The organism is Microbacterium sp. PA5 (assembly GCF_049860775.1).
GTDB lineage: Bacteria > Actinomycetota > Actinomycetes > Actinomycetales > Microbacteriaceae > Microbacterium.
Genome location: NZ_CP187567.1, coordinates 2358992 through 2383857, shown reverse-complemented (window position 1 = coordinate 2383857; position 24866 = coordinate 2358992). Strand labels below are relative to the sequence as shown.

At 73.1% G+C, this 24866-nt stretch carries 22 protein-coding genes; 11 read left to right on the top strand and 11 right to left on the bottom strand.

Annotated features, from left to right (window positions below):
- The first annotated feature begins 31 nt into the window (after positions 1–31).
- The 5 genes from ACPWUT_RS11330 (at position 32) to ACPWUT_RS11310 (ending at position 6090) form a co-directional block, all read left to right on the top strand.
- On the top strand, positions 32–1285 hold the full coding sequence (locus tag ACPWUT_RS11330; protein ID WP_425837637.1) for an ABC transporter substrate-binding protein: 1254 nt from the start codon (positions 32–34) through the stop codon (positions 1283–1285).
- A gap of 92 nt (positions 1286–1377) precedes the next feature.
- Entirely contained in the window at positions 1378–2508 is a 1131-nt protein-coding gene (locus ACPWUT_RS11325) for a glycoside hydrolase family 15 protein (protein ID WP_425837634.1), read from the top strand.
- On the top strand, positions 2505–4730 hold the full coding sequence (locus tag ACPWUT_RS11320; RefSeq protein ID WP_425837631.1) for a TIM-barrel domain-containing protein: 2226 nt from the start codon (positions 2505–2507) through the stop codon (positions 4728–4730). Before ACPWUT_RS11325 ends, ACPWUT_RS11320 begins: the two co-directional genes overlap by 4 nt.
- Before the next feature lie 137 nt (positions 4731–4867).
- Positions 4868–5365: a DUF427 domain-containing protein gene (locus ACPWUT_RS11315; protein ID WP_284530595.1), complete on the top strand. Its 498-nt coding sequence runs from the start codon at positions 4868–4870 to the stop codon at positions 5363–5365.
- Positions 5366–5436: 71 nt separating this feature from the next.
- Complete coding sequence (locus tag ACPWUT_RS11310) at positions 5437–6090, top strand: SDR family oxidoreductase (protein WP_425837627.1); 654 nt, start codon at positions 5437–5439, stop codon at positions 6088–6090.
- A gap of 15 nt (positions 6091–6105) precedes the next feature.
- On the opposite strand, the gene ACPWUT_RS11305 is transcribed toward ACPWUT_RS11310, so the two are convergent.
- The 4 genes from ACPWUT_RS11305 to ACPWUT_RS11290 are packed head-to-tail and all read right to left on the bottom strand — an operon-like array spanning position 6106 to position 11152.
- Positions 6106–7722 (bottom strand): dipeptide ABC transporter ATP-binding protein, encoded by a 1617-nt coding sequence (locus ACPWUT_RS11305; RefSeq protein ID WP_425837624.1) that lies wholly within the window; start codon positions 7720–7722, stop codon positions 6106–6108.
- Positions 7719–8624, bottom strand: a complete 906-nt coding sequence (locus tag ACPWUT_RS11300; RefSeq protein WP_284530591.1) for an ABC transporter permease — start codon at positions 8622–8624, stop codon at positions 7719–7721. Before ACPWUT_RS11300 ends, ACPWUT_RS11305 begins: the two co-directional genes overlap by 4 nt.
- Positions 8625–8631: 7 nt before the next feature.
- Positions 8632–9597: an ABC transporter permease gene (locus ACPWUT_RS11295; protein ID WP_284530589.1), complete on the bottom strand. Its 966-nt coding sequence runs from the start codon at positions 9595–9597 to the stop codon at positions 8632–8634.
- Between the two features lie 25 nt (positions 9598–9622).
- Complete coding sequence (locus tag ACPWUT_RS11290; RefSeq protein WP_425837619.1) at positions 9623–11152, bottom strand: ABC transporter substrate-binding protein; 1530 nt, start codon at positions 11150–11152, stop codon at positions 9623–9625.
- A gap of 175 nt (positions 11153–11327) precedes the next feature.
- On the opposite strand from ACPWUT_RS11290, the gene ACPWUT_RS11285 reads away from it, so the two are divergent.
- A complete protein-coding gene (locus ACPWUT_RS11285; protein ID WP_425837616.1) occupies positions 11328–12041 on the top strand; it encodes a DUF1028 domain-containing protein in 714 nt (237 codons plus the stop codon).
- Here ACPWUT_RS11285 and ACPWUT_RS11280 read toward each other — a convergent pair.
- Both ACPWUT_RS11280 and ACPWUT_RS11275 read right to left on the bottom strand, forming a co-directional pair.
- Entirely contained in the window at positions 12022–12615 is a 594-nt protein-coding gene (locus ACPWUT_RS11280; protein WP_284530584.1) for a helix-turn-helix domain-containing protein, read from the bottom strand. The genes ACPWUT_RS11285 and ACPWUT_RS11280 overlap by 20 nt on opposite strands.
- Positions 12616–12728: 113 nt before the next feature.
- A complete protein-coding gene (locus tag ACPWUT_RS11275) occupies positions 12729–12881 on the bottom strand; it encodes a hypothetical protein (protein ID WP_284530581.1) in 153 nt (50 codons plus the stop codon).
- 143 nt (positions 12882–13024) lie between these two features.
- On the opposite strand from ACPWUT_RS11275, the gene ACPWUT_RS11270 reads away from it, so the two are divergent.
- Positions 13025–14317: a M18 family aminopeptidase gene (locus ACPWUT_RS11270; protein WP_284530579.1), complete on the top strand. Its 1293-nt coding sequence runs from the start codon at positions 13025–13027 to the stop codon at positions 14315–14317.
- Here ACPWUT_RS11270 and ACPWUT_RS11265 read toward each other — a convergent pair.
- Both ACPWUT_RS11265 and msrA read right to left on the bottom strand, forming a co-directional pair.
- Positions 14285–15214 carry a hypothetical protein gene (locus ACPWUT_RS11265; protein ID WP_425837611.1) on the bottom strand — a complete coding sequence of 310 codons (930 nt, stop codon included), beginning with the start codon at positions 15212–15214 and terminating at the stop codon, positions 14285–14287. The two genes, ACPWUT_RS11270 and ACPWUT_RS11265, sit on opposite strands and share 33 nt — an antisense overlap.
- Positions 15211–15765 carry a peptide-methionine (S)-S-oxide reductase MsrA gene (gene msrA / locus ACPWUT_RS11260; RefSeq protein WP_284530574.1) on the bottom strand — a complete coding sequence of 185 codons (555 nt, stop codon included), beginning with the start codon at positions 15763–15765 and terminating at the stop codon, positions 15211–15213. The genes ACPWUT_RS11265 and msrA overlap by 4 nt, the downstream gene beginning before the upstream one ends.
- A gap of 174 nt (positions 15766–15939) precedes the next feature.
- Here msrA and ACPWUT_RS11255 point away from each other — a divergent pair, with 174 nt between their 5' ends.
- Together ACPWUT_RS11255 and ACPWUT_RS11250 are read left to right on the top strand one after the other, a co-directional pair.
- Positions 15940–16593, top strand: a complete 654-nt coding sequence (locus tag ACPWUT_RS11255; RefSeq protein ID WP_284530572.1) for a PadR family transcriptional regulator — start codon at positions 15940–15942, stop codon at positions 16591–16593.
- A 4-nt stretch (positions 16594–16597) separates the two neighbouring features.
- Positions 16598–18283, top strand: coding sequence for an ABC1 kinase family protein (locus ACPWUT_RS11250; protein ID WP_284530570.1), 1686 nt, complete (start codon positions 16598–16600; stop codon positions 18281–18283).
- A 43-nt stretch (positions 18284–18326) separates the two neighbouring features.
- Here the strand turns inward: ACPWUT_RS11250 and ACPWUT_RS11245 are convergent, their stop codons facing one another.
- A complete protein-coding gene (locus ACPWUT_RS11245) occupies positions 18327–20189 on the bottom strand; it encodes a carboxypeptidase regulatory-like domain-containing protein (protein ID WP_425837607.1) in 1863 nt (620 codons plus the stop codon).
- Between the two features lie 214 nt (positions 20190–20403).
- Here ACPWUT_RS11245 and ACPWUT_RS11240 point away from each other — a divergent pair, with 214 nt between their 5' ends.
- Together ACPWUT_RS11240 and ACPWUT_RS11235 are read left to right on the top strand one after the other, a co-directional pair.
- Positions 20404–21654, top strand: coding sequence for an MFS transporter (locus ACPWUT_RS11240; protein WP_425837604.1), 1251 nt, complete (start codon positions 20404–20406; stop codon positions 21652–21654).
- 125 nt (positions 21655–21779) lie between these two features.
- Positions 21780–22334, top strand: a complete 555-nt coding sequence (locus tag ACPWUT_RS11235; protein WP_425837601.1) for an NYN domain-containing protein — start codon at positions 21780–21782, stop codon at positions 22332–22334.
- Positions 22335–22458: 124 nt separating this feature from the next.
- On the opposite strand, the gene ACPWUT_RS11230 is transcribed toward ACPWUT_RS11235, so the two are convergent.
- Both ACPWUT_RS11230 and ACPWUT_RS11225 read right to left on the bottom strand, forming a co-directional pair.
- On the bottom strand, positions 22459–23358 hold the full coding sequence (locus ACPWUT_RS11230) for an ATP-grasp domain-containing protein (RefSeq protein WP_425837598.1): 900 nt from the start codon (positions 23356–23358) through the stop codon (positions 22459–22461).
- 111 nt (positions 23359–23469) lie between these two features.
- Entirely contained in the window at positions 23470–24819 is a 1350-nt protein-coding gene (locus ACPWUT_RS11225; protein WP_425837595.1) for a DUF222 domain-containing protein, read from the bottom strand.
- Positions 24820–24866 lie beyond the last annotated feature (47 nt).

Sequence of the window (24866 nt, the reverse complement as noted above, 5' to 3'; positions counted from 1 at the left end):
ACCACCCGAATCAAAGGAGATCGCACCCATCATGAACAGCATCCGCAAGCCCGTCGTCGGCGTCGTCGCCGCGGCGGCGGTCCTCGCCCTCGCGGGGTGCTCCTCGTCGGCATCGCCGGACCCGGCCGCCACCGACGAGGACGTCACCATCACCTACGCCAACTTCATCTCCAACGGCGGCAACGAGGAGAACCTCCAGACGATCGTCGACGCCTTCGAGGATGCCAACCCCGGCATCACCGTCGACGTCACGACGACCGACTACGCCAACTACTTCACGCAGCTGCAGACCGACCTCGCCGCCGGCACCCAGGCCGACGTGTTCGACGTCGACGCGGGCGCCTTCGCCAACATCCAGGCCTCGGGCGTGCTGGCGCCGCTCGACGCCGTCGACACGTCGCTCTACCGCCAGGGAGTGCTCGACACCTACGCCGTCGACGGGACACAGTACGGCCTCCCGTCGTCGTTCTCCAACGTCGTGCTGTTCTACAACAAGGAGCTGTTCGACGCGGCGGGCGTGGACTACCCCACCTCCGACTGGACGTGGGCCGACGAGAAGGCGGCCGCCGAGAAGCTCACCGATGCCGGGGCCGGCGTCTGGGGCGACTACCAGCCGATCTCGTACTACGAGTACTACAAGGCCGTGCAGCAGGCCGGCGGCAGCTTCCTCGGAGACGACGGGTCGGCGGGCTTCGACTCCGACGCCGGCAAGGCCGCCGCCGAGTGGCTCACCGGCAAGTCGGGCACGGTCATGCCGACCGCCGCCGACGGTGCGGGCACGCCCGACTTCGACACCAACCTGTTCAAGGACGGGAAGCTCGCCATGTGGCACACGGGCATCTGGATGATCAGCCTCGTCGGCGACCTGCCGTTCGAGTGGGACATCGCCGTCGAGCCGGGTGACGCGCAGAAGGCGAGCGCCACGTTCTCCAACGCGGTCGTCGTCTCGCAGTCCGCGGAGCACCAGGAGGCTGCGCAGAAGTGGGCGCAGTTCCTGACCAGCTCGCAGGAGATGGTCGACGTGCGCCTGAACGCCGGGTGGGAGCTTCCCGCGATCAGCGACGAGTCTCTCCTCGCGCCCTACCTGGAGCAGACGCCGCCGGCCAACCGGATCGCCGTGTTCGACTCCCTCGAGCACGTCGCCGACGCGCCGCAGCTGGGCGCCAACGCGACCCAGATCCAGGACGCCGTGGGCAACGCGCTCGGCGAGATCGCGGCCGGTCGCGCCACGGTCGCCGACGCGATCCCCGCCCTGGCGACCGAGGTCGACGGCCTGCTGCCGTAGCCCGCGCGTGCGGCGGGCGGGGAGGCTCCCGCCCGCCGCACGTCCTCGCCGCCCCGCGGTCCCGCCCGCCTTCTCGAGACAGAGGAACCCCCGTGCCCGACACCCGTACCGCCGCTCCGACGGCCGCGCTCGCCGCCCACAGCATCCGGCTCATCACCGCGCTGCAGACTCCCGAGGGGGCCTACCCGGCGAGTCCGACGTTCTCGGCCTATCGCGGCTACTGCTGGTTCCGCGACGGCGCGTTCATCGCCGACGCCGCCTCGGCGGCGGGCGAGGCGGCCTCGGCAGAGCGCTTCTTCGACTGGTGCGCCCGCGTCCTCGAGGATCGGGCCGACCTCATCCGCTGGATCGTCGCCGAGTCGGCTGCGGGCCGTCCGCCGGCCGCCGAGCGGATGCTGCCCGCCCGCTACACCTTCGACGGGGGCGACGGGTCCGACGAGTGGTGGGACTTCCAGCTGGACGGCTACGGCACCTGGCTCTGGGCGCTCGTCGCCCACCGCGATCGGCACGGCGGTGACGTGCATCGCTGGCGCGCCGCCGTCGAGCTGACGGTCGACTACCTCGTCGCCTCGTGGGAGCGCCCCTGCTACGACTGGTGGGAGGAGCACGCGACCCACGTGCACGTGTCCACCCTCGCCTGCGTCGGAGCCGGGCTGGAGGCCGTCGCGCCCCTGCTCGACCCCGGGCGCGCGGAGCGTGCGGCGGCGGCCGTCGACGGCATCCGCTCCCTCGTCGCCGCCGAGGGAGTGCTCGACGGCCACCTCCGCAAATGGCTCGGGAGCACCGCCGTCGACGGGAGCCTGGCGGCCGCCGTCGCCCCGCTCGGCTTCGTCGAGGCCCGCTCCGTGCTCGGCGCGCGGACGATCGCGGTGCTCGACGCGCACCTGAACGTCGACGGAGGCGTCCACCGCTTCCTCGGCGACACCTTCTTCGGCGGCGGCCAGTGGCCGCTCCTGAGCTGCTTCCTCGGTCTGGCCCACCTCGCCGCCGGCGACCGCGCCGCCGCCGAGGCCCTCTTCGACTGGGCCGCCTCCACCGCGACCCCCGACCTCGACCTGCCCGAGCAGGTCGCCGACCACCTCATCGCCCCGGGCATGCGTCAGGAGTGGATCGACCGCTGGGGCACCGCGGCGACCCCGCTGCTGTGGAGCCACGCGATGCTCCTGCGCCTGGGCCTGGCCCTGGGCCGCTTCACCCCCGACTCGCTGAAGGACCCCCGATGATCCGCCACCGTCCCGCCGGCTCCGGCCATCCGTACTCCGTCGACACCGAGCAGCGCCACCCGGTGACGCCCGAGGCGGGCCGGACCGCCACCCTCGGGGTGCGGGCCGACGGCGCCGTCACCGCGGTGACCTGCGTCCTCGAATGGCTCCCCGACGCCGGAGGCGCCGGCGAGAGCGTCGAGCTGACGCTCGAGCCCGTCGCGACCACCTCGCGGGGCCGTCTCACCGACGGTGGCCACCTCGCCTCGGCGCAGAGCCGGCGTGCGCGCGCGGTCGGCGGCTGGCAGGCGACCACCCCGGTGCTGCGCTCCGGCGGCACCTACCGCTACCGGTTCACCGCGGTGTCCGGTCAGGGGCGCACCGAGCGGTCGAGGACGTTCGCGTTCCGTGCCGCGACCTGGGAGGACGCGCCGGAGGCGCTCATCGAGCACGGTCGCGCCCGCGCGCTGGCCGGATCGGTGCAGCGGTTCCACGACGGGGAGCGCGCGTGGCGGGTGCGCTTCGCGCTGCCCCTCGCACCCGGCGAGCACGTCACCGGGTTCGGGGAGCGCTTCGACACGCTCGATCACACGGGAGCCGTGCTCGACTCGGTGGTGTTCGAGCAGTACAAGAGCCAGGGCGCGGAGCGCAAGACCTACCTCCCCATGCCGTTCGCCCACGTCGTGGGCGGCGAAGGATGGGGCTTCCACGTGGACACCACGCGGCGCGTGTGGTTCGACCTCGGCCGCACCCACGCGGACCGGATCGAGGTGGAGGCCGAGGCGGGCCCGGACGGCGTCCTGGACCTGCGCCTGTTCGACGGCACCCCCACCGAGGTGCTCGGGGCGTTCCTCGACCGCGTCGGCCGCGCCGAGGAGCTTCCGGGCTGGGTCTTCCGGCTGTGGGCCAGCGGCAACGAGTGGAACACGCAGACCGAGGTGATGCGTCAGATGGACCTGCACGCAGCCCACGACATCCCCGTCGGATCGGTCGTGATCGAGGCGTGGAGCGACGAGTCCACCTTCACCGCCTTCCGGGACGCCCGGTACGAGGTGTCGCACGACGGCGCCCCGCACCGGCTCGGCGACTTCACCTTCCCCGCCGAGGGGGCCTGGCCCGACCCGAAGGGGATGGCCGACGAGCTGCACCGACGGGACATCCGGCTGCACCTGTGGCAGATCCCGCTGCTGAAGATGCGTCCGCATCCGTCCGGACAGCTGTCGGCCGACGCGCGCGCCGCGATCGCCGAGGACGTGCTCATCCGGGAGCCCGACGCCCGCGGCGCGCTCCGGCCGTACCGCAACCGGGGCTGGTGGTTCCCGCTGTCGCTCATGCCCGACCTCACCGATGCGCGGGCCGCCGACTGGTGGACCGAGAAACGCCGCTACCTCGTCGAGGAGATCGGCGTCGACGGCTTCAAGACCGACGGCGGGGAGCACGCGTGGGGTGCCGAGCTCGTGTATCTCGACGGGCGCGGCGGCGACGAGAAGAACAACACCTTCCCGGTCGCGTACGCCGACGCGTACGGCCGGCTGCTGCGTTCGGCGGGCAAGGCGCCGGTCACCTTCAGTCGCGCGGGATTCACCGGCTCGCAGGCGCACGGCGCCTTCTGGGCGGGCGATGAGAACTCCACGTGGGAGGCCTTCGCGTGGTCGATGAACGCGGGCCTGTCGGCCGCCGCGAGCGGGATCGTCTACTGGGGATGGGACATCGCGGGCTTCTCGGGGGAGATCCCGGACGCCGAGCTCTACATCCGGGCCTTCCAGGCCTCGACCTTCGTGCCGATCATGCAGTACCACTCGGAGTTCAACCACCACCGCACGCCCTCGCGCGACCGGACGCCGTGGAACATCGCCGAGCGCACCGGCGACGAGCGGGTGCTGCCGCTCGTCCGGTCGTTCACCCACCTCCGGGAGCGGCTCGTCCCGTACCTCGAAGCCGCCGCACGCGAGACGATCGCCACGGACCGACCCCTCATGCGGCCCCTCTTCTTCGACGATCCGCAGGCGTGGGACACCGGGGCGCAGTGGATGCTCGGCGCCGATCTGCTGGTGGCCCCGGTGCTGGAGCCGGGGGCGACGTCGGTCGAGGTCTGGCTGCCCGAGGGCTCGTGGGTGGACGTCTGGTCCGGCGCGACGCACGACGGCGCGCGCCGGGTGCGCGTGGAGACGCCGATCGAGCGGATCCCGGTGTTCGCCCGCGCCGGTGCGGAGGTGCTCCGGGCGTTCGCCTCCGAGGTGTGAGGGCGACCGCGGCCGGGGATCCGCGGGAACCGGACCCTGCGGGCTCCGGCCCCTGTCATCCGGCCCCTGCAGCCCCCGGCATCCCGGCCCCGGTCATCCCGGCCCTGGGGGCGCTGCGCCGACGTACAGTGAAGGACATGCGACGCCCCGTTCCCGATCCCGTCCGCGACGACCAGGAGTCCGTGTGGGACTACCCGAGGCCGCCGCGTGCGGAGCGGATCTCCTCGCGGGTGACCATCGAGCTGGGCGGCGTCGTCATCGTCGACACGACCGACGTCGTGCGGGTGCTCGAGACGAGTCACCCGCCGGTGTACTACCTGCCCGAGAGCGCGTTCGCCCCCGGGGCGCTGAGGCCGGCCGCGGGGTCGTCCTGGTGCGAGTTCAAGGGGCAGGCGGCCTACTTCGACGTCGTCGGGGGCGACCAGGTGCGCGAGCGCGCCGCCTGGGGCTACCCCGACCCGAGCGGAGGCTACGGCGACCTGGTCGGCCGCGTGGCGGTGTACGCCGGCGGCATGGACCGGTGCACCGTCGACGGTGAGACCGTGGAGCCCCAGCCGGGCGGGTTCTACGGCGGCTGGGTCACGTCGTGGGTCGCCGGACCGTTCAAAGGGGTCCCGGGTTCGATGGGGTGGTGACCCTCCCGCCGGTGCGAGCCGCCCGGCCGGAACGCGTGCGACGTAGGCTCGACACGACGGAAGGAACCACCATGGCGAGAATCCTGCTCATCGGCGGACACGGGAAGGTGGCGCTGCTCCTCGAGCCGCTCCTCGTGGCTGCGGGCCACGACGTCACCGCGGTGATCCGCAATCCGGAGCACGAGGCGGATGTCGCCGGCACCGGCGCGACGCCGCTGGTCGCCGACGTCGAGTCGCTCGACACGGATCAGCTCGCCAACCTCGTGAGCGGCAACGACGCGGTCGTGTGGTCGGCCGGCGCGGGCGGGGGCGATCCCGCGCGCACGTACGCCGTGGACCGCGACGCCGCCATCCGCTCGATCGACGCGGCGGCCGCCGTCGGGGTGGGCCGGTACGTGATGGTCTCCTACTTCGGCGCCGGCGAAGGCCACGGCGTCTCGCCGGACGATCCCTTCTTCGCCTACGCCGAGGCCAAGACGGCGGCCGACGCGCACCTGCGCGCGAGCTCGCTGGACTGGACGATCCTCGCGCCCTCCGCGCTGACTCTCGACCCGCCGACCGGCCGCATCGACGTGCGGGCCGCCGAGCCCGCCTCGGTCGCCCGCGCCGACGTCGCCGCCGTGATCGCCGCAGCCATCGCCGAGCCTGCGACCTCGCGCCGGACCATCACCTTCAACAGCGGCGACGTGCCGATCGACGAGGCGCTGCGCACCCTCGCCGGCTGAGTCCGGCCGGCCGGCTCAGCGCGCCGCGCGCGGAAGCTCGGGCGGCACGGCCTCCAGCAGCCGGACGGTGTACGGATCGCGGGGCGACGCGAACAGCTCCGCGGCCGGCGCGGCCTCGACGACGCGGCCATTCTGGAGCACGACGACGTCGTGGCTCATCTGCTGGACGATGGCCAGGTCGTGGGCGATGAAGAGGTAGGTGAGGTGCTGCTCGTCCTGCAGCCGGCGCAGCAGCCCCAGCACGCGCGCCTGCACGGACACGTCCAGGGAGGCCGTCGCCTCGTCGAGGATGATCAGCTCCGGTTCGAGCGCGAGAGCACGGGCGATCGACACGCGCTGCCGCTGCCCGCCGGACAGCTCGTGCGGGAAGCGCCCGGCGAACGCCTCCGGAAGGTCGACCAGGTCCAGGAGCTCGGCCACGCGCCGCGCCCGGGCCGCGGCACCCGCGCCGCCCAGACGATGGACGCGCAGCGGCTCCGCGATGGCGTCGCCCACGCTGCGGCGCGGATCGAGCGAGGCGAACGGGTCCTGGAACACCATCGCGATCCGGCGCCGGTCGCGCCGCCGCGCCCGCAGCAGGTCCGACCCGCCGAGGGTCGCAGCGCCGCGGTGCGGGGGGACGAGACCGGTGAGCGCGTTGGCGATCGTGGACTTGCCCGAACCCGACTCGCCGACCAGCGCCAGGGTGGTGCCCCGCCGGACGGTGAAGGACACGTCGTCGACGGCGTGGACGGTGCGCCGGCCGGTCGGGGTGCCGATCGTGAACTGCACGTCCAGGCCCTCGACGGCGAGCAGCGGCGGCGCGTCGGGCCGGGGGCGGGGCCCCGCTCCCGCCACGATCCGGGGACGTGCCTCGAGGAGCTCCCGGGTGTAGGCGTGGGCGGGTGCGGCGTAGAGTGCGCCGATGGGTCCCTGCTCGACGGCGCGCCCGTCGCGCAGCACGAGCACGTCGTCGGCCACCTGCCCGACGACGCCCAGGTCGTGGCTGATCCACACGACGGCGGTGCCGCGCTCGCGCTGGAGGTCGCGCACGAGCGACAGGATCTGCGCCTGCGTCGTGACGTCCAGCGCGGTCGTCGGCTCGTCCGCGACGAGCAGATCCGGGTCGCAGGACAGCGCGATCGCGATCATCGCCCGCTGACGCTGGCCGCCGGAGAACTGGTGCGGGTACGCGTCCACGCGCTCGCCCGGATCGGGGAGCCCGACCGCCTCGAGCAGCTCGATGGCGCGCAGGCGTGCCGCGTGCCGCCCGAGCCGGCGATGGGTCTCGAGGGATTCGGTGATCTGCCGCCCGACCGTGAGGTACGGGTTCAGCGAGGTCGACGGGTCCTGGAAGACGAAGCCGACGCGGCTCCCGTGCACGCGGCGCCGCTGCGCCGCGGACGCCGTCACCAGGTCCAGCGCCGCGGCACTCTCGTCGCGCGCACCGGGACCGAGGAGGCTCGCTCCCGAGACCCGCGCGCCGGGGACGTCGAGCAGTCCCGTCGCGGCGAGCACGGTCAGGGTCTTGCCCGACCCCGACTCGCCCACGATGCCGAGCGTCTGCTCGCGCTCCACGGCGAGGTCGACGCCGTGGACGATCTCCCGGGGCCCGACGGCGACCCGCAGGTCGCGCACCGTCAGCAGCGTCATCGGATCCTCCTCGCCTCGATCAGGGTGCGCTGACGCGGATCGAGGATGTCGCGCAGGCCGTCGCCCACCAGGTTGAACGCGAGCGCCGTGACGAAGATCGCCGCTCCGGGGAAGACGCTCATCCACCATGCCTGCGTGAGGAAGCCCTGAGCCGTGAACAGCATGCCGCCCCACGAGGGCGCGGGAGGCTGGATGCCGAGCCCCAGGAAGGACAGCGCCGCCTCGGACAGGATCGCGAACGCGAGCGACAGCGAGGTCTGCACCACGAGTGGGCCGGAGATGTTCGGCAGCACGTGGCGGAACAGGATCCAGCCGGCCGGGGTCCCCATCGTCTGCGACACCTGCACGAAGGGCGAGGTGCGCACCGAGAGGGCGCTCGCGCGGGCGACACGCGCGAAGATCGGCGTGTAGACGACTCCGATGGCGATCATGGTCGTCACCTGGCCGGGCTGGAAGATCGCCACGATCGCGAGGGCCAGCAGCAGCACGGGGAACGCGAACATCACGTCGACGACGCGCATCAGCGCCGCATCCACCCATCCGCCGCGGTAGCCGGCCACCGCACCGACCGAGACGCCGACGACGAGGGCGAACAGGACGGCGACCGCCGCGATCGACAGCGACGTCGATCCGGCGACGAGCACGCGGGAGAGCACGTCCCGTCCGAGCTCGTCGGTTCCGAACCAGTGCGCCGCGCTCGGCGGCGCGAGGGCGCCGGCGACGTCGATCTCGTTGATGCCGTACGGCGCGATCCAGGGCGCGAGGATCGAGGCGGCGACGATGAGCACCAGGACGGAGCCGCTGACGACGGAGATCGGGTTGGACAGCAGCAGCCGCCACGTCGACATCCGTCCGCGCGGGGGATCCGCGGCGACGGGGACGGGGGTCTGATCCACGGTCATGGGCACCTCACGAGACCCGGATCCTCGGATCGGCGACGGCGTAGAGCGCGTCGACGACGAGGTTCACGACGATGAACATGACGGCGACCAGCAGGACGGCGCCCTGGATGAGGGGGTAGTCGCGCGCGGCCACCGCCTCGTACACGAGACGACCCAGGCCCGGCCACGCGAAGACGACCTCCACGACGACGACGCCGCCGAGGATCGTCGCGAGCTGGATCCCGGCGATCGTGAGGACGGGCACGAGAGCCCCGCGCACGATGTGGCGGAACGTGACCACGCGCGGCGGGAGTCCCTTGGACACCGCCGTGCGCACGTAGCCCGAGGAGGCCACGTCGATGACGGCCGCGCGGATGTAGCGCGTCATGATCGCACCCGCGACCAGTCCCACCGTCAGCGCCGGCAGCGTCACCTGCCGGAGCCATCGTGCCGGGTCCTCCGCGAGGGGCGCGTAGCCGCTGGCGGGCAGCCACCCGAGGGTCACGGAGAACAGCGAGATGAGCAGCATCCCGAGCCAGAAGTCCGGGATCGAGACGCCGAACTGGCTGGTGAGCCTCACGATGAGGTCGCTCGCACGTCCCTCGCGGAGGGCGGACCAGATGCCGGCGGGGATCGCGATGACGAGCGCGATGACCAGGCCGACCACGGCCAGCGACACGGTGGCGGGCAGTCGCTCGAACAGCGTGGTCGTCACCGGCTGGCCGTTGCGGAAGCTCACTCCCAGGTCGCCGGTCACGGCGCTCCCGAGGTAGCCGAGGAACTGCTCCCACAGCGGCCGGTCCAGACCCGAGGCCGCCCGCAGCGCCTCGTAGGCCTCGGGGGTGTAGCGGGTGCCCAGGGCGAGGCGGACGGGATCGCCGGGGACGAGCTGGATGAGCGCGAACACGACGACCAGCACGCCGAACAGGACGATCGCCGACGAGAGCAGACGCACGCCGAGGAACCGCGCGATGCGTGCGGGCTGGATCCTCATGCGTGGTCTGCTCTCGTCGGAAGGGTCAGTCGGCCAGCGCGGTCTCGCGGAAGCGGATCGCCCGGTCGGCGCGCGTCTCGTATCCCGAGACCGCGGGCGACCACACCTGGATCACCGACGGGTTGTAGAGGTAGATGTAGCTGGCCTCGTCGGCGATGATGGTCGCCGCCTGACCGTACAGATCCTTGCGGGTGTCCTGGTCGGTCTCCACGCGGGCAGCGTCGAGCAGCTCGTCGACCTCGGCGTTGGAGTACTTCTGCGCGTTGCTCGTGCCGTCGGTGTGATGCTGCGAGTAGTAGAAGTCGTCCGGATCGATGTTGCCGAGCCATCCCATCATCAGCATGTCGAAGTTGCCGCTGTTCTGCTCGTCGAGCCACGTCGAGAAGTCGGGCTGGCGGATCTCCACCGAGATGCCGAGCGGTTCGAGGTTCGCGGCGATGATCTGCGCCGCCGTGACCGTCTCGGGGTAGTCGCTCGTGGCGAGCATGTCGAGGGTGCCACCGGTGAACCCCGCCTCGTCGAGCAGCGCCCGGGCGCGGTCGAGGTCGGTCGAGTACTCGTCGTAGGGCGTGTACCAGAAGCTCTGCTCCGGGATCGCCAGCTGGTTCTGCGCGGCCGTCCCGTAGCTGACGGCCTGCACGATGGCGTCCCGGTCGATGGCGTAGGCGATCGCCTGACGCACCCGCACATCGTTCCACGGCTCCTTCGCCTCGTTGAGGGCGAGGTACCAGTAGTCGCTGGACGGGGTCACGCCGAGGGTCAGCGCGTCGTCGCCTTCCAGCTCGCCGACCTGCTGGGCCGGCACGACGTCGGTCCAGTCGATGTCGCCGGCCTTCAGGGCCGCCAGGGCGGTCGCGGGCTCCGAGATGAAGCGGTACTCGACGCCGCCGAGCTCCGGCGCGCCGCCCCAGTAGTCCGGGTTGGCGGCGAGGGTGATGTGGTCGCCGGCGGTGTACTCCGCCACCGAGAAGGGCCCGGTGCCCACCGGGGCGGTCGTGATGTCGCCCGACTCGACGTTGCCCTGCTCGACGATCGCCATCCCCTTGAAGCCGCCGAGGTTGGACAGCAGGTTGGGCGTGGGCTGGGCCACCGTGATCACCACGGTGGTGTCGTCGGGCGCCGACACGTCGGTGACCGAGCTGAACTTCCAGGCGTTGGAGAGCTGCTCGTCGATGATGCGCTCGTAGGAGTAGACCACGTCCTCGCTGGTGAACTCCGACCCGTCGTGGAAGGTCACCCCGCTGCGGAGGGTGAAGGTCCAGGTCAGCTGGTCGTCGCTGACCTCCCAGCTCTCGGCGAGGGCGGGCTGCATCTCGAGGTTCTCGTCGGGTTCGACGAGCGTGTCGAAGACGTTCTCGAGCACCTCGAACGAGAAGTACGAGCTCGTCTTCTGCGGATCGAGCTGGTCGGGCTCGCCGCCGATCGCGGCCACGAGCGTCTGGCCCCCGGTCGACTCGCTGGGGCCGTCGATATCGACGCTCTCCCCGGCGGAGCAGCCGGCGAGGACGAGAGCGGCGACGAGGGCCGTCGCTCCGAAGGCGGTGCGCTGGGACATGAGATGCCTCTCGTGCTGGATTCGGGCCATCATTTAGATGATGATTCGATCAGTATGTGCGACCATGAGAGGCGAGACAAGCCCAGGGTCATCTCGAAACAGAATCTTCACAATCGTCCGCGTCCCGATGCCATGCACGTGAGGCGCGCAGCCGGACCCGCCGAAGAGGAGACGCATGACGTACACCGTCCTGGCCCGTGACGCCCGTTCCGGACTGGTCGGCGCGGCCACCGCCAGCAGGTCGCTCGCCGCCGGGAACGCCGTGCTTGCGATCCGCCCCGGCGTGGGCGTGGTCGCCAGCCAGGCGTGGACCAACCGCTCCCTCCGCGGCCTGCTGCTGGGCGAACTCGCGGCCGGGGCGAGCGCGGCCGAGGCGGTCGACGCCGTTCCCGCGTGGGACGACCGGGCCGAGCTGCGCCAGGTGGCCGCCCTGTCCGTGGCGGGACCGGGAGCGGCCCGCTCCGGCCGGGACATCACGGACTGGGCGGGCGACATCGTCGCCGCGGATGCGGTGGTGGCCGGGAACTTCCTGACCGGCCCGGAGGTGCTCTCCGCGATGGTCGAGGATCTCGCCGGGATGCCGGAGATCGACCCGGCCGACCCCGCGAGCGCGGCGCTGTTCGCGCAGGTCCTCGTGTCGGCGCTCTTCGCCGGTGAGCGCGCCGGGGGAGACGCCCGAGGGCGGCAGAGCGCAGCGGTGCTCGTGGCCGCGGCGGCGCGCCCGGAGCGTCGCGGCGAGCCGAGCGCGGGTCGTGCGGACGATCCCCTCCGCCACCGCAGCGTCGACCTGCGCGTCGACGACCACGGGGACCCGCTGGCCGAGCTGTCGCGCCTGGTGGCGCTGCGCGGCCGCGATCTGGCCGAGCGGGTCAGCGCTCGAACGGAGTGACGGCGCCCAGGACGACGGTCACGTCGTCGTGGCCGTTCGCCCACCAGTGGGCCTCCGAGCAGCCGTAGGTCACGGTGTCGCCGGCGTGCAGCTCGACCCGGCGCTCGCCCTGCGCGACGATGAGCACGCCCCGTTCCACGGTCACCGTCTCGGTGCCGATGTGCCGGAACGGATGCGGCTCGTTGCTGAACCCGGGCGGGAGGGTCGAGCGGATGAGCTGGAGCATCGACTCGCCCCGGGGGGTCAGGAGCTCGCGCGTGGCCTGTGCGGAGAGGGGGACGTCGGCGGCGGGCGGCATCACATGGCGCTGGGAGGCAGAGACGACGGCCAGCTCGCCGACCGGTTCGTCGAGCAGCTGGCCGGCGGGGACGCCCAGGGCGCCGGCAAGGCGATGGATCGACTGCAGCGACGGGTTGCCCATGCCGCGCTCGAGCTGGCTCACGAGACCGAAGCTCACCCCGGCCTTGTCGGACAGCGCCTGGACGCTCAGCCCCAGGCGCCGCCGCGCCTCGCGCACCGCGGCGCCGAGCGTCTCGACGGCGCGCGCTTCGTCGGGGTCGGTGTGGCGGGCCATGCCGCAACCCTACCCACGCCGCCGGTACGTGGGCGACGACGCGGGTGTCGACCTGGGCGACGACGTGGGTGGTGGCGCGGGCGGCGGCGGGGACGATGGCTGCGCCGCTGGGCTCAGCGGTCGCTGGGCATCGGCGACGGCTCCGGCGGCGACGGGGCGAACGGCTCCTCCGGGTGGGGCGCGAGGGGCTCGGCGGGGTTCGGCGGCGACGGCTCGCCGGGGGCCGGGGGCGGCGTCTCGCCGGGCATGCTGGGCAGGGTGACCATGATGCTCCTCCTCTGACTGCCGACGGGCGTCGGCGGACTCCCGAGGATGCGCGCGGCGGGCGGTGCGGGCGAGGGGGTTGACAGGCGATCCGGCGCGCGGGGCTGACTACGCTGGGAGGCGCCCCCGATCACCGAGGAGAACCGTGCCCGCCACCCCCGAGGCCCTCGCCCACGCCGCCGATCTCGCCGACTTCGTCGCGGCGTCGCCGTCGAGCTTCCACGCCGCCGCCGAGGTGGCCCGGCGGCTGACCGACGCGGGCTTCGCCCCGCGGGACGAGCTCGAGTCCTGGACGGTGCGCGCCGGCGACCGCGGTCTCGTCGTCCGCGACGGCGCCGTGATCGCGTGGGCCGTCCCCGGCTCGGCGACCGCCGACACCGGCTTCCGCATCTTCGGCGCGCACAGCGACTCCCCGGCGTTCAAGCTCAAGCCGCGGCCGACGACTGGGCGTGCAGGATGGCTGCAGGCCGGCGTCGAGATCTACGGCGGCCCGCTGCTGAACTCCTGGCTCGACCGCGAGCTGCGTCTCGCGGGGCGCCTGGTGCTCGACGACGGCACGGCGGTCCTGGCCGCCACCGGTCCGCTGCTGCGTCTGCCGCAGCTCGCCATCCACCTCGACCGCGAGGCCAACGACCACCTCTCTCTGCACAAGCAGACCCAGACGCAGCCGGTCTGGGGACTGGGCGCACCCGAGTCAGCCGACCTGCTGGGCGAGCTCGCGACGGGGGCGGGCGTGGATCCCGCGCGGATCCGCGGCTACGACGTGGTGACGGCCGACGCCGCACGAGGGGCGGTCTTCGGCAAGGACGACGTCTTCTTCGCGAGCGGACGCCTCGACGACCTGGCGTCGGTGCACGCGGGCCTCGTCGCCCTGGAGAGGTGGGGGGAGGTGTCGTCGGGCGACGGCGACCACATCGCCGTGCTCGCCGTCTTCGACCACGAGGAGGTGGGGTCGGCGACCCGTTCCGGGGCTTCGGGGCCGTTTCTGGCCGACGTGCTCGAGCGCGTCCACACCGGCCTGGGCGCCACCCGCGAGGAGCAGCTGCGCGCCCTCGCAGCGTCGTGGTGCGTGTCGAGCGACGTGGGGCACTCCGTGCACCCCAACTATCCGGACAAGCACGATCCCGTCGTCCAGCCGGTGCTCGGATCGGGCCCCATCCTCAAGATCAACGCCAACCAGCGCTACGCGACCGACGGCGCGGGAGCAGCGGCGTGGCACGCGTGGTGCGCCGCGGCCGGGGTGCGCAGCCAGGAGTTCGTCTCGAACAACGCGGTCCCGTGCGGCTCGACGATCGGGCCGCTCACCGCGACGCGGCTGGGGGTGCGGACGGTCGACGTCGGCATCCCGATCCTGTCGATGCACTCCGCACGCGAGCTGGCCGGCACCGCCGACCTGCTCGCTCTCTCACGCGTCGCGTCGGAGTTCTTCGCCGGATGAGCCCCGTCGGCTCCGCCGGTGCACGACGGCGCGGATGCCGAGGCCGATCGCTGCCGTGACGACGCACGCGGCGAGGGGACGCCAGGCGAGCTCGGGCGTGAGCAGCGCCAGGCCGAAGACGTGGATCGCGCCGTCGATCATGCCCGCGGGGTCGTTCCACATCACGCGGCTGCCGACCGCGTAGCCGACGCCCGTGAGCACGGCGGGGCCGATCCACACGACGAGGACGGCGGTGAGCGCCGCGACGACGCGCCCGACGCTGCGGATGCCCGCCCAGGCGATCGCCGCACCCGCCAGCACGGGGGCCACCCACTGGACCAGCGGCAGGAGGGCGGGCACCTCCTGCGACACGGAGCCGAAGGGGACGATCACCGCGGCCAGCCACGTGCCGGCGGCGACCGCGCCGACCGACAGCCCGACGACGGCGCCGGCACGCGGCGCGCGCGCCACGAGCACGAGGACGCCCGCGGCGGCGAGCAGGGCCAGCACGGTGCCGACGGTCAGCGCCGTGATGTACAGGTCCGCGTCGCGGCGATCCGGAAGGGTCGCCCGCGTGGTGAGCGCGCTCTGGAGGACCGCGGCGCCCTGCACGAGGAGGAGCCCGCCGAGGAGCAGCAGCGTCGCCCATCGGGTGCGCGGTGCACCGAGCGCCCGGCCGGCGATCCCCGCGACGGCCCCGCCCACGAGCAGCATCGCCGCGGCGAGGATCGCGGTGTACGGGTGGATGGGCAGCAGGACGAACGGGACGTCGGCGGGGATCTCCGACCACAGGTTCTGCACCGGCATCCGCCCGCCCGTCAGGAGCCACGGCAGCAGCGCGACGAGCGCCGCCGCGGCGCCGACGGGGGCGAAGACCCACAGTCGGCGCGCGGGGCGGGCGCCCGATGCGTCCGTCATGCGGTCGGCGCGGATGCCTCCGCGTCGCGGGCGGGGAGCACCCACCCGGCGCGCGGGAAGTGGCAGGTGTAGCCGCCCGGGTGCTTGATGAGGTAGTCCTGGTGCTCGGGCTCGGCCTCCCAGAACGGGCCCTCGGGCTCGATCGTGGTGACGGCCGGCGCCGGCCACAGACCCGACGCGTCGACGTCGGCGATGGTCTCGCGAGCCACGTGCTCCTGCTCCGGGGAGAGCGGGAAGATCGCCGAGCGGTAGCTCGTGCCGATGTCGTTGCCCTGACGGTTCAGCGTGGAGGGGTCGTGGATCTGGAAGAAGAAGGCCAGGATGTCGCGATACGACGTCTTCGACGGGTCGAAGACGATCTCGACCGCCTCGGCGTGACCGGGGTGGTGCCGGTACGTCGCGTGGTCGTTCTGCCCGCCGGTGTAGCCGACACGGGTGGTCAGCACGCCGGGCTGGCGGCGGATGAGGTCTTCCATGCCCCAGAAGCAGCCGCCGGCGAGGACCGCCGTCTCGGTGCCGGGGGTGCGGGTGATGATGCCGTCGTCAGTCATGGTGACTCCTTCGTTGCTCGACTCAGTTTCTCAGGTCATCGGGGACAACGCGCGGGGAACGCGGATTGGTCCCGAGGATCCTTCGGGTTGGCTGTGAGCGCGTTCCGGGGCCTGGTCCGCGACGATCGGTCGATGTATCGTCGGGTATCGCTCGATATATCGTTGGAGGACGACATGAATGACGCATTCGGCGGACGCTTTCCCTCGCAGGGCTTCGGCGGCCAGGGGTTCGGGAGCAAGGGGTTCGGGAGCCAGGGACTGAGCGGCGCCGTGCCGCAGGAGCTCTGGGACACCCTCGGCGAGCTCAAGAAGGGCTTCGAGCAGACGTTCGGCCAGGGCTTCGGGCAGGCCTTCGGGCAGAAGGTCGGCACGCGCGTCGGCCGCGGCGACGTGCGCGCGGCGATCCTGTCGCTGCTTGCCGAGCAGCCCATGCACGGCTACCAGATCATCCAGCAGATCGAGGAGCGCAGCGGCGGCTCGTGGAAGCCGAGCCCGGGCTCGGTGTACCCCACGCTCCAGCTGCTCACCGACGAGGGCATGATCGAGGTCGAGGAGTCGGCAGGCCGCAAGACCTACTCGCTCACCGAGGCGGGCCGCGCCGAGTCCGAGCACACCGACCGCCCGTGGGCGGCCGCCGAGTCGGGGGAGTCCCCGGCCGAGGCCGGCAGCGGGCGTCACCGCCACGGCGCACTCCCCAAGGCCGGCGCGAACCTCGCCCAGGCGGCGATGCAGGTCGGACGCACCGGGACGCCCGAGCAGATCCAGGAGGCCGTCGAGATCATCGACGACGCCCGGCGCAAGCTCTACGCGATCCTTGCCCAGGCCTGAGCGGATGCGCGGGAGCGGGCGCGCCCGCTACCGCCGCATCCTCCGCTTCGCCGCGCGCGCCATCGCGCAGACCTGGTGGTACGAGCTCGCCCTGCCGCGCGTCGGCCTGCGCTCGATCGCCGACCGCACCCGCACCCGCCGCCTGCAGGCGACGGCGCGGCGCTTCCGCGCGCTCGCCGTCGATCTCGGGGGGCTCATGATCAAGGTCGGCCAGTTCCTCTCGTCGCGGCTCGACGTGCTCCCGCCCGAGGTCACCCGCGAGCTCGAGCAGCTGCAGGACGAGGTCCCGCCCGTCGGGTTCGCCGACATCCGCGCGCTCGCCGAGGCCGAGCTGGGCGTGCCGCTCGAACGCGCGTTCGCGGCGTTCGACGAGACGCCCGTGGCAGCCGCGTCGCTCGGTCAGGCGCACCGCGCCCGCCTCGCGGCGGAGGACGCCGCGCTGGCCGGCTTCGACGAGGTCGTCGTGAAGGTGCAGCGCCCCGGCATCGACGAGATCGTGGCGATCGACCTGTCCGCCCTGCGCCGTGTGGCCGACTGGCTGAGCCGGGTGCGGATCGTCTCGGACCGGGTGGACATGCCGGCCCTCGTGGAGGAGTTCGCCGCGACGAGCACCGACGAGATCGACTACGTCCACGAGGCCGCCAACGCGGAGCGGTTCGCCGCCAACATCGCGTCCGGTGCCCGTGTGGGCGCGCCGGAGATCGTGTGGGAGCGGACCACCCGGCGGGTGCTGACCCTCGCCGATGTCACCGCCATCAAGGTCAACGACGCCGATGCGCTCCGCGCGGCGGGGATCGACCCGGCCGAGGTCGCCGCGGAGTTCGCCGCCGTCATGTTCGACCAGCTGTTCGGCGACGGCTTCTTCCACGCCGATCCGCACCCCGGCAACATCTTCGTCACCCCGTACGCCGCGGATGCGGAGGGTCGCACCTGGCGGTTCACGTTCATCGACTTCGGCATGATGGGCCAGGTGCCCGAGGGGCTGCGCCGCGGACTGCGCCGGGTGGTCATCGCCGTCGCGGCCCGCGACGGGCACGGCCTCGTCGCCGGCATCCAGGAGATCGGCGTGCTCCTGCCCACCGCCGACACCGCGGAGCTGGAGCGCGCCCTCACGCAGCTGTTCGCGCGCTTCGGCGGGATGGGCTTCGCCGAGCTGCAGGAGGTCGATCCGCGGGAGTTCCGCGCGTTCGCGCAGGAGTTCGGCGAAGTGGTGCGCGCGCTGCCGTTCCAGTTCCCCGAGGACTTCCTCCTCATCATCCGCGCGATGTCGCTGACCTCCGGCCTGTGCAGCTCCCTCGATCCGTCCTTCAACATCTGGGACGCCGTCGAGCCCTACGCCCAGCGCCTGCTGAGTGAGGAGAGCCGCGGTCTCGTGCGGGACATCGCCGCCCGGACGGTCTCCACCGCCGGCGGTCTCGTCCGGCTGCCGGGGCGGCTCGACGACGTGCTGACCCGGCTCGAAGAGGGGCGGCTGGCCGTCCAGAGCCCCTCGGTGGAGCGGCGTCTGGCGCGGCTGGAGCGGATGCTCCGCCGTCTGGTGTCGGCCGTGCTGTTCGGGGCGCTGCTGGTGGGCGGCATCGCGCTGCGCGCGCAGGACGTCGTCTTCGGCACCGTGGTGATGGCGCTGTCGGTGCCTGCGCTGCTGCACGCGCTGCTCGCGGGCATCGGATCCCGCCCCCGCAGGCGCTGACGCCGCGGGGACCGGGCGAGCGCGCGACGCCCTTCCGCGCGGCTCAGACGCGCAGGCGGGCGAGCACGCGGCGCGTGGCGGGCGCGGTCACGGTCTTGGTCGTGTAGCCGGGCTTGCGCCCCGTCATCGTCGCGGTGATCCGTTTGCCGACCTGGGCCTTCGTCGGAGTGAAAGTCGTGCCTGTCGCCCCACGGATCGGCGCGCCGTCGGCGTACCAGCGGTAGGTGTACGCGACGCCGGCGCCCCAGCTGCTGCGCCGGAGGGTGAGGCGGTGGCCGACGGCGGCGTTCCCCTCGATCAGCACGGCACGGGCAACGAGGTCACGCAGCAGCGGCGCCGTCGTCGCCGACTTCTTCACCACGGTCGTCATGCCGCTCGCCTGCCAGGCCACGCGGACGGAGATCCGCTTGCCCGCCTGTGCCGGCGTCGTCAGGAAGTACTTCTCGGTCGCTCCGCGGATCGCCGTGCCGTTCGCCAGCCACTGGTAGCGGTAGGAGACCCCCGGGATGTCCTTGCCGCGGATGGCCGTCAGCATCCGTCCGACGACGGGGGTGCCGCTGACGCGCGGGTCCGGTGCGGGGATCACGCCGACGACCGGCAGGTCCACCTCCGGGTGGAGCACCGCCGTGACGGGGTAGTAGTCGGTGCGGGTGGCGGTGACGGCGACCGAGATCCGCCGACCCGCCTGCGCGTTGCTCAGCCGCAGACTCGAATCGTTCGCGCCGGCGATCGGCTCTTCGTCGGCCATCCACTGGTACGACAGCGTCGCCGCGGCCGGCCACTTCTCCGGGAGTGCGCTGACGACGGAGCCGGCGCGGAGCGTGCCGGCGACGGTGCCCGTCCCGGCGAGCATGGTCGAGGCGATCGAGACCTCGTATCCCTCGATGACCGCCCCGTGCGTGACCGTGATCGTCCTGCCGCCCGCGGGCGACGGCGAATCGGGCCACCACGCCGACGCCGATCCGCTGCGCGCGTAGAGCCGGTACGTGCCTGCCGGGATGCCGGTGATCTCGAATCTGCCGGCGCCGTCCACGCTGTCGCCCCGCGAGCCGTAGCGGTTGCGGAGCTCGTTGTCGGTCGGCTCGTCACCGGACCGCCACTGCCGCTCGAGCACCACGTAGCCCGAGGACGCGTGCGCGCCCGAGGGCGACGAGACCACGCCCGAGAGGGTGGCGCCCGACGAGAGCCTCGCATCGATGCGCGTGCTCTCGGACGACACGACGGTGTGCAGGCGGGCGCCGGACAGGGTGGCGGCGTCCTCCCAGAACTCGTAGACCGACGGCGTGCTCGATGACGTGTCCGTCGTGCCGAACACGAGCGCGTAGTCGCCGGGGGGAAGACCGTCGAGCAGGTACGGCCTCTCGGTCGACGTGGCTTCGCGTGACCACACGAGGTGCCCGTCCCGGACGACCTGGCGGTAGGCGGCGGCCCACGGGTAGTCGGCCGGCGTCCCGTCGCTCTTCGCGATCTCGCCACTGATCGAGCCTCCGCGCGCGAGGGCGGCGTCGATGCCCTGCACCTGCTGGCCGGTCCCGAGGGTCAGTGCGACGGCGTCCTGCTGATCGACGGCGCCCCCGGGGAGCCCTGTCCACCACTGGGGCAGGTCCACGCGCCAGCGCGGGGTGAAATGGACGGTGTACGCACCCGAGTGCAGTCCGTCGATCCGATAGCGCCCGAGTGCGTCTGTGCTCGCCCTTCCCGCGTACGGGGCGTCTCCCGGGCTGAACACGGCGACCGTTCCGCCTTCGACGGGCGCGCCGTCCGCGGTCACGACCGTGCCCGAGATCGATGCCGTCCATTCCTCCGGTGCCGGCTCGGCGGCCGCCGCGGTCGGGAGCGCGAGGAGCAGCGCGAGGACGAGGCCCAGGACGGCCTGTCCGCGACGCGCGAGGCGCGATGATCCCATGAAGGTCCCCAGATCCGCGCGCGGCGAGGGGTCCGCGCGCCCGTGCACGATAACACGACGGGGGAGCACGATACGAGCGCTCCCAGGTCGAGGGCGGGAACCCGCGCTAGACTGGAGTTTCGTCCGCGCCGATCGGCGCTGGGCATGGTGCATCTACCTGCTTTCGGAGCAAGGCGGCACGTGACAACGAGCTGACTGTTCCGGAGGCCTCTGCATGACGTCGATCACCGACGACCGCTCTCTCATCGCGCACACCGGCTGGGGCTACTTCCCCGTCGCGTTCGTGGCGCGGCTGCCCTTCGCGATGATGGTCGTGGGCGTCCTCACGCTCGTCGCATCGGCGCGCGGCTCGGTGGCGCTGGCGGGCCTCACCTCCGCCGCCGTGGGCGTGGGCGTCGTCGTCGCCGGGCCCGTCATCGGCGATCTCGTCGACCGCCGCGGACAGCGGCGGGTGCTCGTGCCGGTCGGGCTCGCCAACGGGATCCTGCTGGCGCTGTTCCCGCTGGTCGTCCTCGCCGGCATGCCCGAGCCGGTGGTCCTCGCCGCGGGGGCACTCATCGGTCTCACCGCACCGCAGGCCGCCGCGCTGTCGCGCACGCGTCTGGTCGCGATCGCCCGTCACCGCATCGGGGGCGACCGCCGAGAGCGCACGCTCTCGCGCGTGATGTCCTACGAGTCCGCCGCGGACGAGACCGCGTTCGTGATCGGGCCGGTCCTCGTGGGGCTGCTGGCCGCCTTCCTCGCCCCCTGGGCGCCGATCGCGGTCGCCGCCGCGCTCAGCTTCGCGTTCGTCACCGCCTTCGCCCTGCATCCGACGGCCGTCATGGCCGACCGCGATGCCGAGACCGCACCGGCCCGGGCGCCGGTGCGCGATGTGCTGTCGCGTCCGGTGCTCGTCCTCGTCGCCGCGACGTTCGGCGTGGGGCTGTTCTTCGGCTCCACCCTCACCTCGCTCACCGCGTTCGCGCAGTCGACCGGAGACGGCGAGGCGGCGGGACTGCTCTACGGGCTGATGGGCATCGGGTCGGCCGCACTCGCCCTCACCGTCATGCTGCTGCCGGCGCGCTTCGCCCTGCGCTGGCGGTGGCTCGCGTTCGGCGCCGTGCTGGTCGCCGCGTCGGCCGCCTATGCCCTGGCGGGCGACCTCGTCGCGGTCATCGTCGCGCTCTCGCTCATGGGACTGGGCGTCGGACCGACGCTGGTGACGCTGTTCAGCCTCGCCGGCGAGCGCAGTCCCGCGGGCCGATCGGCGACGGTCATGACCCTGCTGGCGTCGGCGCTCACCCTCGCCCAGGCGATCGCGGCGGGAGTGACCGGTGCGCTCGCCGAGGCGACGTCCGCCCAGGCCGCCATGGCGCTCCCGCTCGGGGCGGCCGCGCTGGTCCTCGCGCTGGGCGTCGTCAACGCACGCCACGACCGGGCGGCTGCGCGCGCGTCCGGCGCAGCCCCGGCCCGGGTGCGCTGACCGGCGACCGCCCTCGCCTGTCTGGCACTGCGCGCGCGTCCGGCGCAGCGCCGGCCCGGGCGCGCTGACCGGCGACCGCCCTGCTACGGTACGGAGCACCGGTCCCACCAACGTCGGGAGAGTCAGTGGCCGCACGCAATACCTGGGTCCTCGTCGACGGCGAGAACATCGACGCGACCCTCGGGGGCTCCATCCTCGGTCGCCGGCCGCAGCCCGACGAGCGCCCGCGCTGGGATCGGCTGCTCGCGTTCGTCGCCGACCGCTGGGAGCAGCCGGCCAAGGGCCTCTTCTTCCTGAACGCCACCGAGCACCTGCCCATGTCCTTCGTGCAGGCCCTGCTCGCGCTCGGCTACCGCCCGGTGCCGCTGTCGGGCCCGTCCGACGCGAAGGTCGTCGACCTGGCCATCCAGCGCACCCTCGCGGCTCTCGCGGAGCGCGACGCCGACGTCGTCCTCGTCAGCCACGACCGCGACTTCGTCGAAGGCGTCACGGCTCTCGCGGGCCCGGGACGCCGCGTGGGCGTCATCGGGTTCCAGGAGTTCCGCAGCGCTGAGTTCGCGTCGATCCCGGGGGTCGAGTTCTTCGACCTCGAGTACGACGCGCACGCGTTCGACGCGCGGCTGCCGCGCGTGCGGATCATCCCCATCGAGGAGTTCGATCCCGCCGCCTTCCTCGACTGAGCCCCGCTGGCGACGGCGACGGCGACGGCGACAGCGACGGCGACGGCGACCGCGGACGGAAGACGGCTCCGGCATGTCCGCCGCCGGAGGACGGATCCTTCCTGAGTGGGGGAGTCCGGCGCGGTCAGCCGGCGGCGCGGGCGATGGCGTCCGCCACGACGCCGGTGACGTGCGGTGCGACATGCAGGTTGAGGGCCGGCTCGACCAGCTCGACCTCGAGCACGACGAGACCGTGCTCGGCGGAATCCACCGTGTCGATCCGGGCGTACAGGGGCACGTCGTGGGCGGTCACCTCCGCCACCGCGCGAAGCACGTCGTCGGCGAAGGCGCGCTCGGCGGGGGTCGCCTCGACGGGTTCGGGGTGCTCGACGTACACGCCGCCGATGAGCCCACCGCCGGGCGCCAGCAGAGCGCCCTTCGCGATCGCGTGCGTGAAGCGGCCGCCGATCGCGTAGAGCGCCTTCTCGGCGCCGGCGCTCAGCTCGGGGACCTCGGGCTGGATCATGGCGACCCCGCCGGCCGCGACGATCCGCTGGGCGAGCGCGCGAGCTGCGGGGTCGGCCGCGTCGAACAGCCCCGTGTCGCGCGCCCCGGCCGAGACGGCGGGCTTCACGACCACCTGCCCGGTGCCGTGCGCGGCCAAGGCGCGGCGGATGTCGCCGTCCGTGCGCGCGTACTCCGTCGGCACGACGGCGATGCCGGCGCCGGCGAGGTCGCGCAGGTAGTGCTTGTCGAGGTTCCACCGCACGACCGGCGGCGGGTTGAGCACGCGCGTCGCCGCGTCCGCGCGGTCCAGCCACGCGGCGAAGTCGGCGGCGCGCTCGGGGTAGTCCCACGGTGAGCGGATCACGAGGAGGTCGAAGCCCGTCAGGTCGTCGTCGCCGTGCCACACGACCGGCGCGGCGGCCACCCCGCGCGCCTGCAGCGCGCTGAGGAGCAGGGGGGTGTCGTGGTCGGGATCCTCCGCCGGGTAGGAGTCGGTGACGACGATGCCGATGCGGTGCGAAGGGGATGCCACGACCATCCAGCGTACTGGCGCGCTGCGGTGCGTCCGCCGCCGGGCGGACCCGGATGGGCGACCCGGATGGAAACCCGGATGGGTGCCGGATGGGTGAGCCGGCCGCGGTGGTCGGGGCTAGAACGGCGGCGGCGGTTCGGCGTCGTCCACGGGCGTGAACGTGAGCGTCCGCGCGGGCCGATCGACATGGATGCGCCCGGTGGGCGTGGTCCAGTGCAGCACCCCGTCGGGCGTCTGTCTCACCCGCCACGCCGAGTGGTGCTTCAGCGTGTGGTGCCGGCGGCACAGGTGCGCGAGATTCCCGAGCTCGGTGGGTCCGTCGTGTTCCCGGGCGATGGTGTGGTCGATGTCGCAGCGGCGGGTCGGCATCCGGCAGCCGGGGAACCGGCAGTGCTCATCCCTCACCTGCAGTGCCCGCTTCAGCTGGTCGCTCGGGCGGTACCGATCGACGGCGAGGACGGTCCCGGTGACGGGATGGGTGAGGACGCGGTCCCAGCCCGGAGCGCCCGCCGCGAGCCGGCGCGCCGTCGCGGTGTCGATCGGCGCGTGGCCGACCAGTTCAGCGGGCGCCGTGTCCGCCCCGAGCACCGTGAGCACGGGCACCGTCACCTGCACGCGGGCGACGATCGCCTCGCCCTCGGGGATCGACGCGTCGCTGATCTGCGCGGTGGCATGACCGGTGAGGAGCAGGTCGGCGAACACGTCCGCCCGCACCTCGCCGACGCCCCGGAGGTCGCGGCAGACCGGCTCCGCCCCGGCGACCGGGTCGACCTCGCCGTCCACGACCTCCCGGTGGGAGATCTGACGCCGGGCGTACTGATCGAGCCGGTCGCGGATCGCGTGCGCGATCGCAGTCGGGAGGACGGCGATGATCTCCGCCATCCCGTCGTCGAGGTCGCGCACCCACACGTCTCGCCCCGCCGCGGCGACCCGATGACGTTCGTCCAGAGGCATCGGGTGCAACCGTCCCGCGAGCAGCCGCGCCGCCGGTCGCAGCCGGCCCGGTGTCTCGCGCCGCGCGATCTCCAGCGCCGCGGCCTCGTATGCCCCGCGGGCCTCGTCGTCGTCGATCGGCGACCCGGCATCGACGATGACCCGCACGTGCGCCCGGGTGATGTCACCCGACGCCAGGGCGCTCAGGGACGCCGCGAACCGCGTCGAGACCGCCCATGCCTCCGACAGCTGCCGCTGCACCGTGCGGTCCGACACCCGCAGCGTCGCCCCGATCTGCGCCGCCAGCGAGCGCAGGGGGATGTCCCGCACGGCGGCGGGCGCACCGGCGTCGGCCTGCGCGTCGGCCACCTCCAGCGCCTCGGCCAGCAGTGCGAGGTGCCGGGCGTGCGCGGCCGCCGCCTGGCGCCCGGCTTCCGCGAGGCCTTCGAGCAGCGACTCGATGCGCGTCACGGACACGTCGCCGGACGCATCGCCGGACACGACGCTCCGGGCCGTCGTCGAGGTGCTGTTCATCCCTCCATCATCGCGAGAGGCTCCGACGCCCGGGCACCGAAATCCCC

Excerpts from the sequence above, each read along its gene's own strand:
- ACPWUT_RS11330 (WP_425837637.1), top strand. The coding sequence starts at position 32 with ATGAACAGCATCCGCAAGCCCGTCGTCGGCGTCGTCGCCGCGGCGGCG.
- ACPWUT_RS11320 (WP_425837631.1), top strand. The coding sequence starts at position 2,505 with ATGATCCGCCACCGTCCCGCCGGCTCCGGCCATCCGTACTCCGTCGAC.
- ACPWUT_RS11315 (WP_284530595.1), top strand. The coding sequence starts at position 4,868 with ATGCGACGCCCCGTTCCCGATCCCGTCCGCGACGACCAGGAGTCCGTG.
- ACPWUT_RS11310 (WP_425837627.1), top strand. The coding sequence starts at position 5,437 with ATGGCGAGAATCCTGCTCATCGGCGGACACGGGAAGGTGGCGCTGCTC.
- ACPWUT_RS11305 (WP_425837624.1), bottom strand. The coding sequence starts at position 7,722 with ATGACGCTGCTGACGGTGCGCGACCTGCGGGTCGCCGTCGGGCCCCGG.
- ACPWUT_RS11300 (WP_284530591.1), bottom strand. The coding sequence starts at position 8,624 with ATGACCGTGGATCAGACCCCCGTCCCCGTCGCCGCGGATCCCCCGCGC.
- ACPWUT_RS11295 (WP_284530589.1), bottom strand. The coding sequence starts at position 9,597 with ATGAGGATCCAGCCCGCACGCATCGCGCGGTTCCTCGGCGTGCGTCTG.
- ACPWUT_RS11290 (WP_425837619.1), bottom strand. The coding sequence starts at position 11,152 with ATGTCCCAGCGCACCGCCTTCGGAGCGACGGCCCTCGTCGCCGCTCTC.
- ACPWUT_RS11285 (WP_425837616.1), top strand. The coding sequence starts at position 11,328 with ATGACGTACACCGTCCTGGCCCGTGACGCCCGTTCCGGACTGGTCGGC.
- ACPWUT_RS11280 (WP_284530584.1), bottom strand. The coding sequence starts at position 12,615 with ATGGCCCGCCACACCGACCCCGACGAAGCGCGCGCCGTCGAGACGCTC.
- ACPWUT_RS11275 (WP_284530581.1), bottom strand. The coding sequence starts at position 12,881 with ATGGTCACCCTGCCCAGCATGCCCGGCGAGACGCCGCCCCCGGCCCCC.
- ACPWUT_RS11265 (WP_425837611.1), bottom strand. The coding sequence starts at position 15,214 with ATGACGGACGCATCGGGCGCCCGCCCCGCGCGCCGACTGTGGGTCTTC.
- msrA (WP_284530574.1), bottom strand. The coding sequence starts at position 15,765 with ATGACTGACGACGGCATCATCACCCGCACCCCCGGCACCGAGACGGCG.
- ACPWUT_RS11255 (WP_284530572.1), top strand. The coding sequence starts at position 15,940 with ATGAATGACGCATTCGGCGGACGCTTTCCCTCGCAGGGCTTCGGCGGC.
- ACPWUT_RS11250 (WP_284530570.1), top strand. The coding sequence starts at position 16,598 with ATGCGCGGGAGCGGGCGCGCCCGCTACCGCCGCATCCTCCGCTTCGCC.
- ACPWUT_RS11245 (WP_425837607.1), bottom strand. The coding sequence starts at position 20,189 with ATGGGATCATCGCGCCTCGCGCGTCGCGGACAGGCCGTCCTGGGCCTC.
- ACPWUT_RS11240 (WP_425837604.1), top strand. The coding sequence starts at position 20,404 with ATGACGTCGATCACCGACGACCGCTCTCTCATCGCGCACACCGGCTGG.
- ACPWUT_RS11230 (WP_425837598.1), bottom strand. The coding sequence starts at position 23,358 with ATGGTCGTGGCATCCCCTTCGCACCGCATCGGCATCGTCGTCACCGAC.
- ACPWUT_RS11225 (WP_425837595.1), bottom strand. The coding sequence starts at position 24,819 with ATGAACAGCACCTCGACGACGGCCCGGAGCGTCGTGTCCGGCGATGCG.